Origin of the sequence: Actinotignum sp. UMB0459 (genome assembly GCF_051905915.1) — a bacterium.
Lineage (GTDB): Bacteria > Actinomycetota > Actinomycetes > Actinomycetales > Actinomycetaceae > Actinotignum > Actinotignum sanguinis.
Genome location: NZ_JBQAIK010000017.1, coordinates 139046 through 156139 on the forward strand (window position 1 = coordinate 139046; position 17094 = coordinate 156139).

At 63.6% G+C, this 17094-nt stretch carries 9 protein-coding genes; 4 read left to right on the forward strand and 5 right to left on the reverse strand.

Translation table 11 applies throughout. From position 1 onward, the window contains the following. Positions 1-26 precede the first annotated feature (26 nt). Both tilS and dacB read right to left on the reverse strand, forming a co-directional pair. Positions 27-1076, reverse strand: coding sequence for a tRNA lysidine(34) synthetase TilS (tilS, locus tag ACTFPK_RS06850; RefSeq protein WP_016441813.1), 1050 nt, complete (start codon positions 1074-1076; stop codon positions 27-29). Continuing rightward, positions 1076-2449 (reverse strand): D-alanyl-D-alanine carboxypeptidase/D-alanyl-D-alanine endopeptidase, encoded by a 1374-nt coding sequence (gene dacB, locus ACTFPK_RS06855; protein WP_274732383.1) that lies wholly within the window; start codon positions 2447-2449, stop codon positions 1076-1078. Before dacB ends, tilS begins: the two co-directional genes overlap by 1 nt. An 80-nt stretch (positions 2450-2529) precedes the next feature. Between dacB and ACTFPK_RS06860 the strand changes: the two genes are divergently transcribed. Next, the gene (locus tag ACTFPK_RS06860; protein WP_026428653.1) at positions 2530-3054 is read left to right on the forward strand and encodes an inorganic diphosphatase; all 525 of its coding nucleotides are present in this window, start codon (positions 2530-2532) and stop codon (positions 3052-3054) included. 143 nt (positions 3055-3197) lie between these two features. Here ACTFPK_RS06860 and ACTFPK_RS06865 read toward each other — a convergent pair whose 3' ends face one another. Beyond that, positions 3198-4523 (reverse strand): C40 family peptidase, encoded by a 1326-nt coding sequence (locus ACTFPK_RS06865; protein ID WP_016441816.1) that lies wholly within the window; start codon positions 4521-4523, stop codon positions 3198-3200. A gap of 651 nt (positions 4524-5174) precedes the next feature. Between ACTFPK_RS06865 and ACTFPK_RS06870 the strand changes: the two genes are divergently transcribed. Together ACTFPK_RS06870 and metX are read left to right on the forward strand one after the other, a co-directional pair. Next, positions 5175-6473, forward strand: coding sequence for an O-acetylhomoserine aminocarboxypropyltransferase/cysteine synthase family protein (locus ACTFPK_RS06870; protein ID WP_016441817.1), 1299 nt, complete (start codon positions 5175-5177; stop codon positions 6471-6473). 22 nt (positions 6474-6495) lie between these two features. Then, entirely contained in the window at positions 6496-7758 is a 1263-nt protein-coding gene (gene metX, locus ACTFPK_RS06875; RefSeq protein WP_016441818.1) for a homoserine O-acetyltransferase MetX, read from the forward strand. A 30-nt stretch (positions 7759-7788) separates the two neighbouring features. Here metX and ACTFPK_RS06880 read toward each other — a convergent pair whose 3' ends face one another. Continuing rightward, positions 7789-8670: a hypothetical protein gene (locus ACTFPK_RS06880; RefSeq protein WP_016441819.1), complete on the reverse strand. Its 882-nt coding sequence runs from the start codon at positions 8668-8670 to the stop codon at positions 7789-7791. Between the two features lie 445 nt (positions 8671-9115). Here ACTFPK_RS06880 and ACTFPK_RS06885 point away from each other — a divergent pair, with 445 nt between their 5' ends. After that, positions 9116-10207 carry an alpha/beta fold hydrolase gene (locus tag ACTFPK_RS06885; protein ID WP_155875753.1) on the forward strand — a complete coding sequence of 364 codons (1092 nt, stop codon included), beginning with the start codon at positions 9116-9118 and terminating at the stop codon, positions 10205-10207. Positions 10208-10741: 534 nt separating this feature from the next. On the opposite strand, the gene ACTFPK_RS06890 is transcribed toward ACTFPK_RS06885, so the two are convergent. Next, positions 10742-16666: a S8 family serine peptidase gene (locus ACTFPK_RS06890; protein ID WP_439911354.1), complete on the reverse strand. Its 5925-nt coding sequence runs from the start codon at positions 16664-16666 to the stop codon at positions 10742-10744. Positions 16667-17094: the final 428 nt, after the last annotated feature.

Sequence of the window (17094 nt, forward strand, 5' to 3'; positions counted from 1 at the left end):
TGAGCAGTTCCGCTGTGCTTCTAAGCCTAACGCGCGAAGACGACAATATTATCGCGCCGAAGGGCACGCGCCCCGGGCAGGTCGCAGTGCCGCACGCCGCCCGGCCCGGTCACCAAGGCATCGAGAGCCTCAATATGCCCGGCCGTCAGCTCCCCGGCACGTGCTCCGGCCCGCAGGGCCAGGGCGCGCAGAATCCGGGTGCGCACGGCCGCGGGAAGCTCACGCAGCAGTGCATGAGGTACGACGACGCCGCCACCTGGCTCCCCCGTTTCTTGCACCGCGCCGCGTTCTTCCCAGGTGGCCAGTTCCCGGGCCGCCCAGGTGTCCAAAGCCTCATTATCGCGGCGCAGCAGGCGAGCGGTGCGGGCCAGGGCCTCCACCGTGCCCGGCCCGAGCACCTCGCTCAGGGCCGGCAGGGCGCGTGCGCGCAGCGCGGCGCGGGTGAGCGGCCCACCGCCCGCCGCCCGCCACGGGCCATCGGGCTCATTGGAAGGATCCTCCACCCAGGCCAGCCCCTCATTTTGCAGCGCGGCGCGCAGCGCCGCGCGCCGCAGCCCCAGCAGCGGGCGCAACGCAGTGAGCTCCGGGTGGCCCGGCAGCGGCCCCGCCTCCGGCATGCCCGCCAGGGAGCGCGCTCCCGATCCTCGGCCCAGGCCCAGGAGCACGGTTTCGGCTTGGTCATCCGCGGTGTGGCCCAGCAGCACCGGGCTTCCCGCGCCGGCCGCCTCGGCCAGCGCCGCGTACCGGGCCGCCCGTGCCTGCCCTTCCGGGCTCGATCCACCGCCCAGGTCCACGCTGACCGCCGCGGCGTCGTCGTACCCCCAGGAACGGAGGCGAGCCGCAACCTGCGCGGCTTCGCGCCCCGCCTCCGGGCGAATCCCGTGATTGACGGTGACCGCGCGCAGCACGTAGCCGTCCCGGCGCGCCACGAAAAGCGCGATACGGGCCAGCGCGAGGGAATCGGAGCCGCCGGACACCGCCACCGTTAAGCGGGTGCCCGGTCGGTATCCGCAGCTCGCCAGCAGCGCGCGCAAACGGCGCCGCCCGGCCGCGTAAGCAGGGTGGGGTCCGGCCATTAGAGCTCCGCCATCGCGGTGAGGAAAGCATCCTCGGCGGCCCGCACGTCCAGGAGGGAAACGTCGTGGTGGGAATCGGTGAGGATGGAGAAGGTCAGCAGCGCCCCCGAACGCGTGCGCAGCACCCCGCTGAGCGAGACCACATCCGCGAGCGTCCCGGTTTTCCCGCGAATCATTCCGGGTGCGGCGCCCTCGGTGAGGCGGTCCGCGAGCGTGCCGTTGAGCGCGGCTACCGGCAAGCCGGCCCCCAGCGCCCCCACCGTGCCGTCGCTCAGATTCACGGCGTCTTCCAGGATCGCGAGCTGGAGTGCGCAGGTGAGCCGATTCGTTTCGCTCAAGCCGGAATTATCCGAGATCACCACGCCGTCCAGCGGGTAGCCCAGTTCCTCCAGAACCGCGCGGGTGGCGCGCGCCGCCCCCGCAAAATCCGCGCTCTCCCCGCGCTCGCGCGCCACCAGGTGCCCGAGGGTTTCCGCCAGGGTGTTATCCGATTCGGTGAGCATGCGGTCCACCAGCTCGCGCACGCTCGCTGAGTGCACCGTGGCCAGCGGGTGAGCAGCCGCTTCTTTCGGTGCCTGCCCCGCGCGCACCTCCGCCACCTCCACGCCCTGCCCGCGCAGCTGTTCAGCCAGGGCATTCCCGGCGTCGAGGGCAGGGGTGGCACTGTAGTGGTAGCCCACCGCCCCGCCGTTCAGCGCAATCGGCGTCATGGGCGCCACGTAATCGTGATTGACCGGGTCAAGGGTGGGCGCGTACTCCGGCCCCGCAAAAAGAGAGGTATCAACGACGACGCTCACCGGGCCACCCGGATGCTCGCGCGCGTAGGTGGCGGCGGCCGCGGCTAATTCCGAGAGATCTGCGCGAGCAATGGTGCCCGGAACCCGCGTGGCTGCGGTATCGGGAGCCAGGAACACATCGCCCCCGCCGATGAGGTGAATGGTGGAGCCGGAGGAGGCCACGCTGGTAGCGAAGCGGCGATCCGGACCGAGGGTTTCTAAAGCCACCCGGGCCGTCACCAGTTTCATATTAGAGGCCGGCACCCGCGGGACTTTCGCGTCTTTCGTGGCGAGCACCCGCCCGGAGGCAGCCTCGCGAATTTCATAGGATACCTGGCCCGTGGGGGCGAGTCGGGTGGCGAATTCCTGCCCGAGGGCAGCCACCTTGGCAGCGCTGGCATCATCCACTTCCGCGGGCGCGGGCGCGGCCGGGATGGTCACGGCCGGCACGGGAGTGGGCTGCGGATACGGCGCGGCAGCATCGGCCCTAGGTCCCAGGGTGAGCAATCCGGGGGTAAGATCAAAGGCATCAGCGAATGCGTACCCGCCCGCAAGAAGGAGCACCAGGGACAAAGCGATCTGAGCTTTTCCTTTCACGGGCCTATTCTTGCACGGAACGCAGCTCGTATTCTTAGGTGTTCTTATGTGCCAGCCGTCAGCGAGGAGAGCTTCACATGATGGAATTCGATGTCACCATCGAAATCCCCAAGGGAAATCGAAATAAGTACGAAGTAGATCATGAAACCGGGCGGATTCGCCTGGATCGCATGCTTTTCACATCCACCCGGTACCCCGATGATTACGGTTTTATTGATGACACCCTCGGTGAGGACGGCGATCCGCTGGACGCCCTGGTGCTGCTCGAAGAGCCCACGTTCCCGGGCTGTGTGATTCGGTGCCGCGCCTTGGGGATGTTCCGCATGCGTGATGAAAAGGGCGGCGACGATAAGGTGCTGTGCGTGCCGGCCTCGGATCAGCGGGCCTCCTGGCGTACCGAAATTGAGGATGTTTCTGAATTCCACCGCCTGGAAATCCAGCACTTCTTTGAGGTGTATAAGGATCTGGAGCCGGGCAAGTCGGTGGAAGGCGCCCACTGGGTAGGCCGGGAAGCCGCGGAAGAGGAAATTCGGGCCTCTTTCCAGCGGGCCATTGACGAAGGCTACTACACCGCGCACGAGGCGCAGCCGCCCAGCCAGCACTAGGCGGGTAGCGGAGAGGCCGCCACAACGGCCGCTACCTACGTACAAGCATATAAAGCGGGAGCTATGCACCGAGGCACAGCTCCCGCTTTTCTTTACGCTCGCGCGCGGCGCGCCCAGCAGCACGCCGCGCCACCCGAGCGCATCTAGTCGATAATCCGCACGTAGGTGGGGCTCCCCCAAATCGGACCTTCGCGGGTACCACCTTCGGGGTTGGTCGCGGCGATATGCATGCCGTTGCCGGTGTAGATGCCCACGTGCCCGGGCCACCACAGCAGGTCACCGGGTTGGGCTTGCGAGGGGGAAATCTCGTAGCCGGCCGAGCGCTGCGCCCCGGAGGTACGCGGCAGGGAGTAGCCGAAGTGCCCGTACACATAGCGGGTGAAACCGGAGCAATCCCAGCCCGAGGGGGTATTGCCACCCCACACATAGGGCACCCCTACGAATTGCCGCGCGAAGTTCACAATCGCCCAACCGTCACCCGAAGGTGCCGGGGCCGGTTCGGGTTCGGGTTCCGGTTCAGGATCCGGGGCTGGCGCCGGTGCGGGAGCAGGTTCCGGATCAGGTTCTGGCGCGGGAGCAGGGGCGGGCGCAGGCTGCGATTCCGCCTGGCGCCGTGCCGCTTCTTCTGCGGCTGCCTGGCGAGCTGCGGCTTCCCGAGCTGCTGCCTCGCGGGCGGCCTGTTCCTGGGCTGCCGCTTCGGCCGCGATACGCTGGCGTTCGGCTTCGGCCTGGGCACGCGCCGCGGCTTCTTTCTGTTCTTGCTGGGCGCGTTCAAGCGCCGCCGTCGTACCCTTTTGCCGGGCAAGGGTTTCGAAAAGTTGGTCGCGTTGCGCTTCGATGGAAGCCAGTTGGCTATCCAATTGGGAGGCGGCCGAGCTAGCGTCCTGCGCGGCGCCTTCCGCGCGCGCGGCAATCGTGGCTTGCTCATTGGCTTTGCGATCCGCTTCGCCCTGGAGGGTGTCGGCAATATCGCGGGCGGCCTGGTAGCGCTGCAGCTTTTGGTCCGTGGCGTGGCCGGCGGTGCGGAAGGCCCGCTGGCGGTCATCGGCATCGCGCAGGGATTGCGCCCCGAGCAGCGCGTTCGCTGCCGTGAGCGTGGTGGAGGAATCCCGGTACATCGCTGAAGAAATCGAGCCGAGCTCCCCGCGGGCGGCATCGGCTTCCGCGCGGGCGCTATTGGCCACCACCTGGGCATCCATCGCGGTATTGACCGAATCTTCCAGGTTGCGCTGGGCGCGCTGGGCTTCGGCGGCCTTGATGACCACATCGGTCCGCGCGGCTTCGGCCTGGGAGGCAAGCCCGGCCAGCGAGGCTTCGATCTGCCCGATACTTTGAGCTGTTTGCTTTTCCGCGGCCCGCGAGCGATCAATATCGCGATCAACGTTATCCGCACGGGCACCGGGTAGCACTGAGAGAGCGAGGGCGCAGGCGGCTAGTACAGCCGTTAGGCGCCGAGAACGATTCTCCACACGACCTCCAGAGGGCAGGCTTTCCCGCGCCCACCACAGCTGCGCGCAGACTCAGCCCACAATTCGATATAAACACTAAGAACATACCTCACACCAGTCCAAAACGAAACATCTACCCCATAATTTCACAGGTGTAATTCTGTTCTTTTCCGTCACACCGCTTACCTTTATTTATCAGGAGCCACAATTGTCACAGGGTTGAGAGGGTGTGAGAAAAGCGGGGTTGCACGCGTATCTACGGACGCGTAAACATCCCGAAAGATTGACAGCACGACGGCGCAGCTCCGCCACCGCGCGCCCAATCGAGAATGTGATTCACGTCGTGAACTTGACGAACACAGCCCTCAGCTGCCTATGCTTGCATCATGTTCGTCATGCGAATGCCCAACTAGCGCACGTTCCGCGGCCCGGCCGCCCTAACGTGCGCTATCAGCCCTGCTGATTTTGGAAAAGAACACCAAGTAGAAAAATAAGCGGGCTGGTCAGAGCGCATTCGCCGCATCGCAGCATTCCATTCCTCATCTTTTACAGTTCTGGTTTTATCCAGAATGGATCATGGATATTGCTGCACCTGAGAAAAATATTTTCCTAGGTTTATGCCGGGGCGTTATCTGCCGCCCGCTCCCCATCACATTTTTGAAGGAGAGCACCATGTCAGAAAGCCAGAACTCCCAGAACACTTTGCACTTCGACACCCTCCAGGTGCATGCCGGCCAGGTCCTCGATTCCGATCACGGCGCCCGGGCACTGCCGATTTTCCAGACCACGTCCTACGTATTCAAGGATAATGAGCAGGCCCGCGGACGTTTCGCACTCACCGATCCGGGCATGATCTACACCCGCATCACCAACCCCACCCAGGGCGCTATCGAAGAACGTATTTCCGCGCTTTACGGCGGCACGGGCGGGCTGCTGCTCGCCTCCGGTTCGGCTGCTATTTTCTACGCGGTCACGAATGTGGCACAGGCCGGCGATAATATTGTTTCCTCCGATTCGCTCTACGGCGGCACCTACAACCAGTTCAAGCACGTACTCAAGAACTTCGGTATCGAGGCCCGTTTCGTGGAGAATCCTTCGGATCCGGCCAATTGGGAAGCTCTGATTGATGAGAACACCAAGGCCCTCTACGGAGAGACCATCCCGAACCCCAAGCAGGATATTCTCGATATTGAGACGCTGGCCAAGCTCGCCCATTCCCACGATATTCCGCTGATCGTCGATAACACGATCGGCACTCCGGCCAATGTCAATCCCTTCGATTTCGGGGCGGATGTTGTGGTGGATTCGGCCACCAAGTTCCTGGGCGGGCACGGCACCTCGATTGCCGGTTCGGTGGTGGAGCGCGCGGGCTTCAACTGGAAGAACGGGAAGTTCCCCGGTTTCCACGAGGTAGACGAGTCCTACCACGGCATCGTCTGGGGCGATCTGCCCGGTGCGCCGTTCACTACCCGTATCCGCGCCACCCTGCTCCGTGATACCGGCGCCGCGATTTCTCCCTTCAACGCCTTCCTCATCGGGCTGGGCCTGGAGACCCTTTCCCTGCGCGTCGAACGCCACCTTTCCAATACCCGCGCGGTGGCGGAGTTCCTGGCCGAACACCCCGGTATTGACTCGGTGAACTGGGCCGGGCTGCCCGATAATCCCTATCACGAGCTGGCCACCAAGTACGCCCCGCAGGGCCCCGGTTCGGTGTTCACGGTGGAAGTTGCGGGCGGTTTTGAGAAGGCCGCGGCTTTCGTGGAATCCCTCCAGCTCTTCTCCAATCTCGCGAATATCGGGGATGCGAAGTCGCTGGTGGTTCACCCGGCATCAACCACGCATTCGCAGCTGACCGAGGAAGAGCTGGCGGCCAACGGTATTAGCCCGGCCACCGTGCGCCTGTCCATCGGTATCGAAGATCCGCGCGATCTGATTGCCGATATTCGCCAGGGCCTCGAGTCCATCGCCTAGAGACCAGAGATCGAGGATTATCATGACGCCCAGCCCCCAGTTCCTCGTGGGACACGCTCCCCTGGATCCGGTTACCGATGCCGCGCCTATCGGTGATTTTGATACCGGCTACACTCCCGCACCCCGCCTCACCGAGCGCCCTACCGGCGCCTGGCTGGAAGGGGACGAACCGGGTGAGCGCCGCTTCGCGGATCTTGGCCCCCTGGAACTGGAGCTGGGCGGCCGCTTGCCGCAGGTGCGACTCGCCTACGAAACCTGGGGGCAGCTCAATGCGGACCGCTCCAATGCGGTGCTGCTTTGCCACGCACTCACCGGGGATTCGCACGCTGCCGCACGCGATGGGCAGAGCGGCTGGTGGAAAGATATTGTGGGCCCGGGTCTGGCCATCGATACCGAGCGGTACTACGTGGTGTGCCCCAATGTGCTGGGTGGCTGTCAGGGAAGTACCGGCCCGGCTTCACCCGCTCCCGATGGCCAGCCTTGGGGCCCGCGCTTCCCGGAAATTACCATGCGGGATATGGCCGCGGCGGAGGCTCGGCTCGCTGACCTGCTCGGGGTGGAACGCTGGGCGCTGGTGGCGGGTGCCTCCTTCGGCGGGTGCCGCACGATGGAATGGGCGGCGTCGTACCCGCAGCGGGTGGGGGCTTTCGCGGTGCTCGTAGCCGGCCCGGCCAGCACCGCGGAACATATCGCTTATGCTCACCTGCAAAACCTGGCGATTCGCCTGGATCCGCGCTGGCGCGGCGGGCATTATTACGATGCTGAACCCGATGAGAGCGGGGTGAGCGGCCCGGCTGCCGGGCTCGGCCTCGCCCGTGAAATAGCGCATTTAACTTATCGCTGCGCCCCGGAGCTGGCGGCGCGTTTCGGCCGCACCCCGCAGGAGGGCGAAGACCCGCTACGCGGGGGCCGTTACGCGGTGCAGTCCTACCTGGATTACCACGGCGCGAAATTGGTGGCGCGTTTCGATGCGAATTCCTACCTGACGATCAGCCAGGCGTTTATCACCCACGATATTGGGCGCGGGCGGGGCGGCACCGCGCAGGTGGTGGCGGGGCTGCAGCAGCCAGCGCTCGTCGTCGCTGTTGATTCGGATCGGCTGTTTTATCCGCAGCACATGGCGCAATTGGCCGCGGCTTTGCCCGGGGCGCGCCCGCTCCAGACCGTGCACTCCGCGCACGGCCACGACGGTTTCCTCATTGAAAACGATGAGGTTTCCGCGATTATTGCAGATTTCCTTAGCGAGGTCGCGCCGGTGGATGCGCCAGTGGACGCGGCTCTCTAGCCACCGCGCTGCCCCGTAGCTTTTGCTCCCCTAGCCGCCGAATTGGGACCAGTCTTCGCTGAGCACAGTGCCGCGCGCGTCGATCATCACGTGCCCGGCTTTGCCACCGGCGCGCAACCATCCGGTATAGATAAGGTCCGCGGGCGCGGGGCAGGTGCCTTCGCATTCGGGTAGCTCAGCAGCCGCGGCTTTCACCCGCACGAATACTTCCGCGTTTTCTAGCTGCGCGGGTGTTAGGCCGATGCGCGCGGCGCGCTCGCGCACAAGGGTGGTGGCGCGGGTGAAGAGCGCGGCGTCGAGCTGGGTGTAGTCAAAAGTGGGGATACGTTCAAAGCGGAAGGGGCGCGAGGCCGCGAAACCGTAGGGCGTGGTATCGCGCGGCAGGGACCACGAGTAGGTGACCGCGGTGTCGTTGTGGTCGTCCACCGGAACGTCAATTTCGAGGCGGCGTTCGCGCACGAAGGCGCGGAACGCTTGCGTGGTTCCGGCTTCTTTTTCAATATCGACGACGGCGACACCCAAGTCTTCAGCCCCGCCCGTGAAATAGGAGCGCAACGGGCCACCGCCCCAGTCTTTGATCTGAGTGGTGACGATGCGGACGGCTTGGGGCGGGTTACAGAGCGTGGGTAGGAGGGCGCCAGCAAGGAATAATGCGATGCTCGTGAGCACGGCGGTGAGCAGGCGAAGTGGGTGGTCGTGCGCGGCGGCGGTGTGGAGGTAGCGGTAACGCAAATAAATAATGCCGCCCAGCACGATGAGTGCGCCTATTGTGATGAGGCTGATGTAGAGGATGCCGTGCCAGTCGTTCATCCAGAGCAGGGGGAGGGCGCCGAGCATGAGCCCGAAGCCGAGGGCGGGTAGCAGCCGGGTGGCCGTTTCCCGCAAGCCGGGCTGGCGTTGTGTTGTGGGCACGGGCTGCTCCTCCCGAATCGATGGGCCGTTATGGGGATTCTACAAAATATTCGACACACCGTATTGCTGGAGGGTGTCAAATAGTTTGTGTAAATGCTTCATTCGACTACTAACTCGAAGATTAATGATGATTATGCTCGCTGATTGTGCCGCTGCCTCAGACTCTGCCGCTTGGCACCCACGACCCGAGCATCGTCGCGACCCGATGCCCCGACGGATAGTAGATTTCTTCCGAGAACACTGGAGTTCTCATCACTTTCCTCGAGATTGCGAAGAATCATGAAACTCAACCGTGTTCTCTCGATTATTTCCCTGGCGGAATCGCGATTGTTATCGGGACAATTCTCTACGCCTCCCAGTGGTCACGCTCGTCACCGCCATCCTGGCCTTGCGAAAGGCCCGCACAACACCACGCGGGCGGTAAAATCGAGGAAAAGCCGAAAGGATGATCGTGACTCGAGCCGCCTCGCCCCACAACCCCGCGCTCGCGTGGGAGCCCGACCTCCTCGGCGCCGGTTATGAACGCCTCACCCTTCCTCTTCCCGACGACGACGAAGGCGCCGTCATCGCTACCCTCATCCGCGCATTGCCGCCCGCCAACGCGCCTGCCCCGAGTTTTGCTTTCCTCGCTATTCACGGCTGGAATGACATGTTTTACCAGTGGGCCCTCGCTGACGCAGTAACGGCTGCCGGCGGGGCTTTCTATGCAATTGACCTGCGTAAATATGGGCGGTCCTGGGATCCGCAGCGGCAGAGCTACGGGTATACAGATAGCATGCGGGTGTATTTTGCCGATATTGATGCCGCGCTGGCCGCCATGCGAACAGACCTCCCGGCCCGGTTCGGCCCCGGCGCTGCCCAGCTCCCCACCATCTTGTACGGGCATTCCACCGGTGGCCTCACCGCCGCCCTCTACGCCGGGTCACGCCGCGGGAAAAACCTGGCTGGCCTGGTGCTTAATTCACCGTGGTTGGAGTTGCAGGTGGGCGCGGCGGGGAGCGCCGTCGTCGTACCTGTAGCTGAACTGGCGGCGCGCGCCGCACCGAAAAAACCACTGCCCGTGCACGACCCGGGCTTTTACGGGATGGTGCTCGACGCGTGGCGCCCGGAGGGAATGACGCGGGTGCCAGGGGCGCCGGAAGATACCACCGATCCGTTTTGGACTACCGGGTGGACGCCGGCCTGGGATATGCGCCCGGATCCGGCACCGATTCGCGGTGGGTGGCTGCACGCGGTCATCCGAGCGCAGCGATATGTAGCTCGAAATGTGCGACTGCGGCTGCCGGTTCTCATGCTCACCGCGGCGCGTAGCATCGTGGCTACCGCGTGGAGCGAGGAGCTACGCGGGGCCGATACCGTGTTGGACGTCGAACAAATGTGGGCGCGAGCCGCGGACATAGCGAGCGATGTGCATATCCTGAAATTGGATAATGCCGTTCATGACGTCTTGCTGTCCCGCGCACCGGTGCGGGAGGCCGGGTTCGCGGAGATTCGCGAGTTTTGCCAGCGGCAGGTGCGGCGGGCCCGCTCAAGGTAGCTAAGCGTAAATAGATAGTCCGCGCCCCTTGCTTCCTTGACCTCCGTGGCATGACATGCCTTGACGGAAAACGCATTCCGTCCGGTCCGCCACGCACCATAACCGAACCGTGGGTAGAAAAGTCAAAGTGTGCGTCCCGAACCTCGCAGCCCGCAAAGTGTGCGTGAGGAACATGAAATCAGGTGAAAAAGGTACTCACACGCACACTTTGTTCGCGACGAAGGCTCGTCACCGAGTCCGGGGCAAACATAGTGCAAATTCCGGACGGTCGGGGTCGCGTAGTGCAAGCCCAGGACAGAAACCGGGCCAAAATGGTGCGTAGAGTTGCACCCTGTTACGGACCGGGGGTGCGTTCGGTTCCGCACCCGATCCAAGACAACAACACACCGTAATTAGACCCCCTTCTGCCTATTAACCCGCAGCGAACGCAGGAAAGCGAAAAGGGGAGGCGCCCGGAAATTCCGGGGCCTCCCCTTTCCCTTTACCCTGGGCCGGATACTGGCCGGTGGGCCAGCATCCCGCGGGCGCTAGTTATTAGCGGCGGACGATAGGCGTATCAACGCCATCCCCATCCCAGTCACCAACGAGCATCTGGTCACCGGCCCGGCCGTAGTGGAGGGTGATATCAGCGTTCCCGCTCTTGAGCGAGTTCGCCACAAACACCTGGTTACCACGCCGCACCGCGAAGGTATCCTTACCGTCACCATCCCAGTCACCAACGAAGATCTGGTCACCGGTCCGGCCATAGGAGAAGGAGGTTTCAGCCTTGCCGCCCGCGAGGGTGTTGTTCACGAAGAACACATTTCCACGCTGGACCGCGAAGGTATCCTTACCGTCGCCATCGAAATCACCGGCCAGCAGCACGTCGCCGTCGCGGCCGAAGCTGAATACCTGATCGGCATCTCCGGAACGAATCGAGTTGAGGACGAACACCTGGTTGCCGCGGCGCACCGCGAAGGTATCCTTACCGTCACCATCCCAGTCACCAACCACGATCGTGTCCCCGGCCTTACCGAAGGAAATCACCTCATCAGCAACTCCGCCGTTAAGGCTGTTCTGGATGAAGATCTGGTTCCCGCGGCGCACGGCCAAGGTTTCCTTGCCATCGCCATCCCAGTCACCGATAAGGACCTGGTCAGCGGCTCGCCCGTAGGAGAAGACCTGCTGAGCAACCGTGGAAACCCAGTCATTCGACAGGTAGAACACGTTTCCGGTATCACCCGGCTTACCGGGCGTGCCCGGTTCAGGTGCCGGCGTCGGGTTCGGCGCGGGCGTCGGGTTCGGAACAGGTGTCGGGTTCGGAACCGGTGTCGGATCCGGGGTGCCCGGGGTACCCGGCTCACCCGGAGTGGGCTCCGGTTTCGGAGCGGTCTCCTGGGTTACCGTGACGCTCACCGTCTTGGTGACGGCAGCCCCGGCAGCATCGGTGGCAATGAGGGTCACCGTATTCTCGCCCGGGTTGAGCACCGTGCCCGGCGCCAGGGTGAGAGCGGTATCGCCCGCAGCCCCGGCTGCGCCGTCGTCCTTCACCGTGTACTTGGCGAGCACCTCGGCGGCCAGTGCTTGCCGGTCAAGAGTGCCGGCGGGCGCCGTGAGTTCCACGGTGTCCGAACCCTCGATCACGGGCAGACTGTCCTTCGTGAAGGAGATGGACTGCGCGGTGGAATTACCGGCCAGGTCGGTGCCTTCCACCGTGAGGGTGTACGTACCGGCCGGCAGCGCGGCGGTTTCCACGGTGTAGTTGAGAGCGGTCGCATCCTCACCGGCGGTATCGCCAGCCGCTGCGTCGTCGGCAACCGGAGCATCAGCCTCAGCCATAAGCCCCGCCGCGTCCTTCACGCCCGCAACCACGCGTGCGGCGTCGTTCTTATCCGCCACACCGTTGGCATCAACCTGCACGGCCTTCGCGGCATCCGCACCGTTCGCACCAGCGTCGTTTCCGCCACCGAAGTAGGTCTCGACGTCCACGAGGCTGTCCTCAACGCTCTGGCCGAGCAGGCTCGCATCGGTGCTCTGCTCGCTGAGCACGTCCCCGTTGAGGAGCACGCGCGCGGCCTTGAGGTTGGGGTCGGTCACACTGGTGGCAATGGCAGCGCCGTCGCGAATAACCGCGCCGTCCGTGCCGTTGATGCTCACCGCCGGGCCGTCCTTATCCACCACCACGGGGATGGTGTTGAGCAGGGTATTGCCCATGCCGTCACCGAATTGCACGAGGACCGTATCGCCGTCCGCAACCGGGAATGCCTGGTTGAAGCTGCGGGTATTGGTCTTGGTGCCGCCCACGGTGTGGTCGATAATGCTGCGTACCACCGAGCCGTTGATCTTCAGTTCGTAACCCCAAGCGTCGTCGGAGGCGGTACCCGCGAAGGTAACCTCATCCGAATTCGCGTAGAGCACGCCGTTGTACAGGGTCGGTTCCGTGAAAGACACCTTGGGGTACCCGGTATCCCAGAAGACACGCAGGATGGTATCCATACGGACCTTGCCCGCGGTATCGGTCACCTTCATATGGAAGGCGTTAATACCGGTGGTCACCGGCACCGCGGCTTCAAAGGTGCCATCGGCCTGCACGTTCACGTTAATCGCTTCCGGAACAACGTAGTCACCGGCCTCGTTCACGGTCACGCGCGGCTGGAGCACAAAGGCGGACACGCCCTGCGCCTTACCGCGCAGCACCAGCTTGCCGTCCGCCGTCTTTTCCGCGGTGGACATATCCGGTAGGCAGGTGGTGCCGAAGCATTGCACATTCGTGAAGGTAGGTGCTTGGTACGACGACGTATCTTCCGCCACGACCTCTCGGCCTTCGTAGGTGACCGTTTCGGTGGTGGTATTTCCGCCATCGGAGGCCACCACGGTGGCGCTGACGGCATCAGCTTCCGGGGTGAAGGTAGTGGTGAAGCCACCGGTGGCATCCACCTCAACGGCCTTGCCGTTGATCTTGACAGTGAGGGTAGCGCCGGCGCGCTCATCGCGCACATTACCGGTGATCGTGACGGAACCGTCCTCGGCCACCGGCTGCTTGCCGCCGGCATTGAGGGAGGTAATCGCCACGCTCGGGGCCACCGTATCGTAGGTGACGGTCAGCACCGTGCGGGTGATTTCGCGGCCGTTATCACCGTAGGCAACCACGGGGATATTCTGGGTGCCTTCGGTCAGCGGGACCTGGGCACCGAAGAGTCCCCCACTGAGCTCCGCATCCGCACCGGCCACGCTCACGCGGGCCACCGCATCGGAAGCCAGGCCGAAGACGGTCAGCTTGCCATCCTTGACGAGGCTGTGATTCGGAGTGAAGACCTCGGTGTTGTACTTCTTCAGGTTCGGGATCTCAATGGCGTTCGCGCCCAGCACCTTGGTGACCATGGTGGTATTCATACCCAGGTCGCCCACGGTGACCACGACGTAGGAAACGCCCTCGGGAAGCACCACTTCGAAGGAAGAATCGGAATTCTTGGTGACCGGCTTGATCTGGGTGCCCTTATCCGTTTCCACAATCGGCGAGGAGAAAATCCCCGAGCCGGTTTCGGTCACGGTGAAGGGCAGGATCTTCTGGCCATCACGCTCGAAGGGTTCACCCACGGAAACTTCAGGGGCAACGGTATCCACGCCGAAGGGCATATCGAGGGTCTGCCAGTCGAAACGATCACCCAGGCGCGCCTTGACGCGGTAGGTGTAGCGCCCATCCGGAATCGCCTTGAAGCTCGCGCTGGCCGCATCCCACACCGTGCCATTGAAAGCGTGGCTGCGGTAGGGCTGCGCAATATTCTTCGTGCCGAGGGCAGTACCCGCGATCTGGCGAGAGAGTTCCTGTTCCTCACCCACGCGCGTTACGAGCTTGCCGGCCGCATCGTAGATTTCGAACTGGGCTTCTTCCGCGTTACGCAGTTGCGTCAAATTCGGGACAACCGTATCAACGCTATTGTCCTTATTCGGCGAGAGCCAGAATTCCCCGAAGATATTGTTCTTCATGGGGAGGGTCATCCCGAAGAGCGTGGTGGTCAGCTGGGAGGTGGAGGTATTTCCCTCACCCCAGGTCTGACCCGGCGCCACGAAAATGGGTTCGGCGTTCCAGTCCCCGGCGAAGCCAAGGTAGGGCACCTTAATATCCGGGGTATCCTGCACGCCGGCGAGCACCGCCCAGCCTTCCACGAAGTGGTTACCCTTGCTCGGGGTGAGCGTGAAGGTAACCTGGGTGGTTTCCCCGGGCGCCACGGTGAGGACCTTACGGTCCGCCGTCAGCGTTTCCTTGGAAATGAAGGTGGAGGTGATGTCGTTAGCGTTATTCGTTTCGTTAACGACTTCCTGGCGCGGAATCGCGTAAGCCGCTTCCTTATCGCCGTGATTGGTGAGGGTCACGGTGAAGGACACCGGCCCGTTCACCTGGCCCAAAGCCACCGAATTAGCGCCGTCCACGCGGGCGTGCACCTGGGAGGCCAGAGCGTGATCCACGCGCACCAAACCGGCACCGATCTGGCGCGGGGCGTATGGAATGCCGTCGCGCCGCGGAATCTCCGCGGTATTCATGAGCAGCGTTTCCGCCAGGCTGAGGCGATCCGCCCGGGACATATCCGGGAAGCGCTCACCGAGCACCTGGAGCACGCTGGCCATGGAGCCGGCCACGTTCGGGGCGGCCATGGAGGTACCGGACATCGAGCCGTAGGTATTGGAATTCAGGGTGGAGTAGACGTTGCCGCCCACACCCGAAATATTCGGCTTGAAGTCCAGGTTGGAGGTCGGGCCCCAGGAGGTGAAGCTGGAGGGAGCACCGGCCGTGGCCGAGGGCGTGGTCCGGGCTTCATCCGTGAGGGCGATAGTGACCGGGGTGCCGGCCTTGATCGCCTCCACGAGGCGCAGCGCGTCGGAGCGGAACATCACGCCACCGGGGAAGGTGTATTCGTCAATACCGCCCATGGAGATCATGGAATCCCCGCCGGCTTCGTGGTTGTAGATAATAACACCGGCCGCACCGGCCTTTTGCGCATTACCGAATTTCTCCCCGAAGGTGATGCCGCCACGCTCAATCAGAGCGTATTTACCGGCGGTACCTTCCGGGAATTCTTCCGGCTTACCGGTTCCGGCGGCCACCGCTTCGCGGGCCACATTATCCGGCTTGCCGGTGGCAAGTTCGTAGAAGAGATCTTCGGATGTGCCGTTCACGGTCACGCGAGCGACCGAGCGAGTTTCAAAATTATTATCAATCGAGGCAACCGAGAGGCTCGCATCATGAGCCGAAGGCGAGCCGATCACGCCGTCGTCCCATTTACCAAACATATCGTCTTCGGTACCACTCGGCGAGAAGTTGAGCCCGGAGTTACCGGCGGAAATCACCGCAAGCACGCCCTTGGCTCGGGCTTCTTCAATGGCCAGGCCCGCACCGTTGGAGTATCCAAAACCGTTATCGGAGCCCAGCGAGAGGTTAATAACGTCGGCACCCAGCTTCACGGAATCTTCAATGGCGGCAATAATATCGCCGTCGGCCGCGCCGCGTGAACGCGCCGGGTCATTGGAGAAGACCTTCATCGCCAGCAGCTGGGCATTGGGGGCCATACCTTCCACCCGGCCGGTGGTGGCAAAGGTTTGCCCTTCATCCAAGCCATTCGCCGCGGCAATACCGGCCACGTGCATGCCGTGCATGGACGAGGTGGTATCGACGATCTCGAAATTATCATCGGCGTAGTTGTAACCGTTGGGAACCTTACACGTGAAAGCGGGGTTCGCAGCGGTGTTAATATTCTTAATCTTCGCGGTATCGCAATTGTCGATGCGCATATCGCGGTGAGTCGGGTCGATACCCGTGTCCACAATCGCAATAACCATACCGGTGCCATCCGCGCCGGCATCAGCCAGGGCCGCGGGTGCACCCTGCATATCGCGCGAGGCATCTTCGAGGGGCACATTATCCTGCGGCTGCGTTGCGAGGGCGCCCTGGGCGAGCGCCTGCGTGGCACCCGCGTTCTGAGCGAGCGCGCTCTGGGCGACGGCGCGGGAAATATCGGCCGCACGCTCGGTCGCGGCCACGTCCGTGGTCTGGTAAACGCGCTCGCGTTTGACCGATGCCACCGCTCCTTCTGCTTCCAGAGCCGCCATCTTATCCGCCGGCATCGTCGCGGCGAAACCGTTGACGAGGTAGCCGAACTGGCGCTCAAGCTGCAGACCGTACTTCTCCGACCACTGTGCCACCAGGTCTTCCTGCGTGGCCAGGCTCTGCGCCTCACCAGCATCGCTGCCTAGGCGAGACTGATCCTTGAGGAGCACAATAACCCGCACCCGTTCAGTGGAGCCCTGCAGATCCTGGAAGGCAGCCAGTTCGGGGTTATCGGGAGAGAAGAGACCGGCGAAAGCGCCGGCGGGATTCGACGGCGCTGGCTGATCCGCAGCGAGCGCCGGAGTAGTGAGTACGCTTAAGGCGAGCGCAGCCGTGACGGATAATCCGCCCAGGCGGCGCCAGTTAAAACCTGTCACACCTTCTCCTAACTTCGTGACGGGAGGGATCCCGTCGGGGAATCCGGTGATGTCATTCCTGCACGGCGGCCAGGGTTCGGGCAGAGTTGGGACGACGGCGCACGCGGCGCAGCCTCCCCACCCCGCCGCGCATATCTACCAACCAGTGGAGAAGTTATGCACCCCTCCCGCTCAGCCTCTCACCCTTGAGCGATAGACCGGCAGTGCGTGACGCGTGGGAATACCGGATGCGGGCTATCATCGCAAAGAATGGTGCGCATCCGCCCAGAGCGTCCACAACGTGAACACTCCCGTTAGGGCGTTGATATTTATGCGCCTAAAATTCGGGGTGCGGAGGCGGACACGGCGGCGCCGCGCAGAGCGTGCCGCGCAGAGGGCGCCGCGCGGAAGATCCCACGCGGCCCGCTCTGCGCGCTCACGGCGTGCCC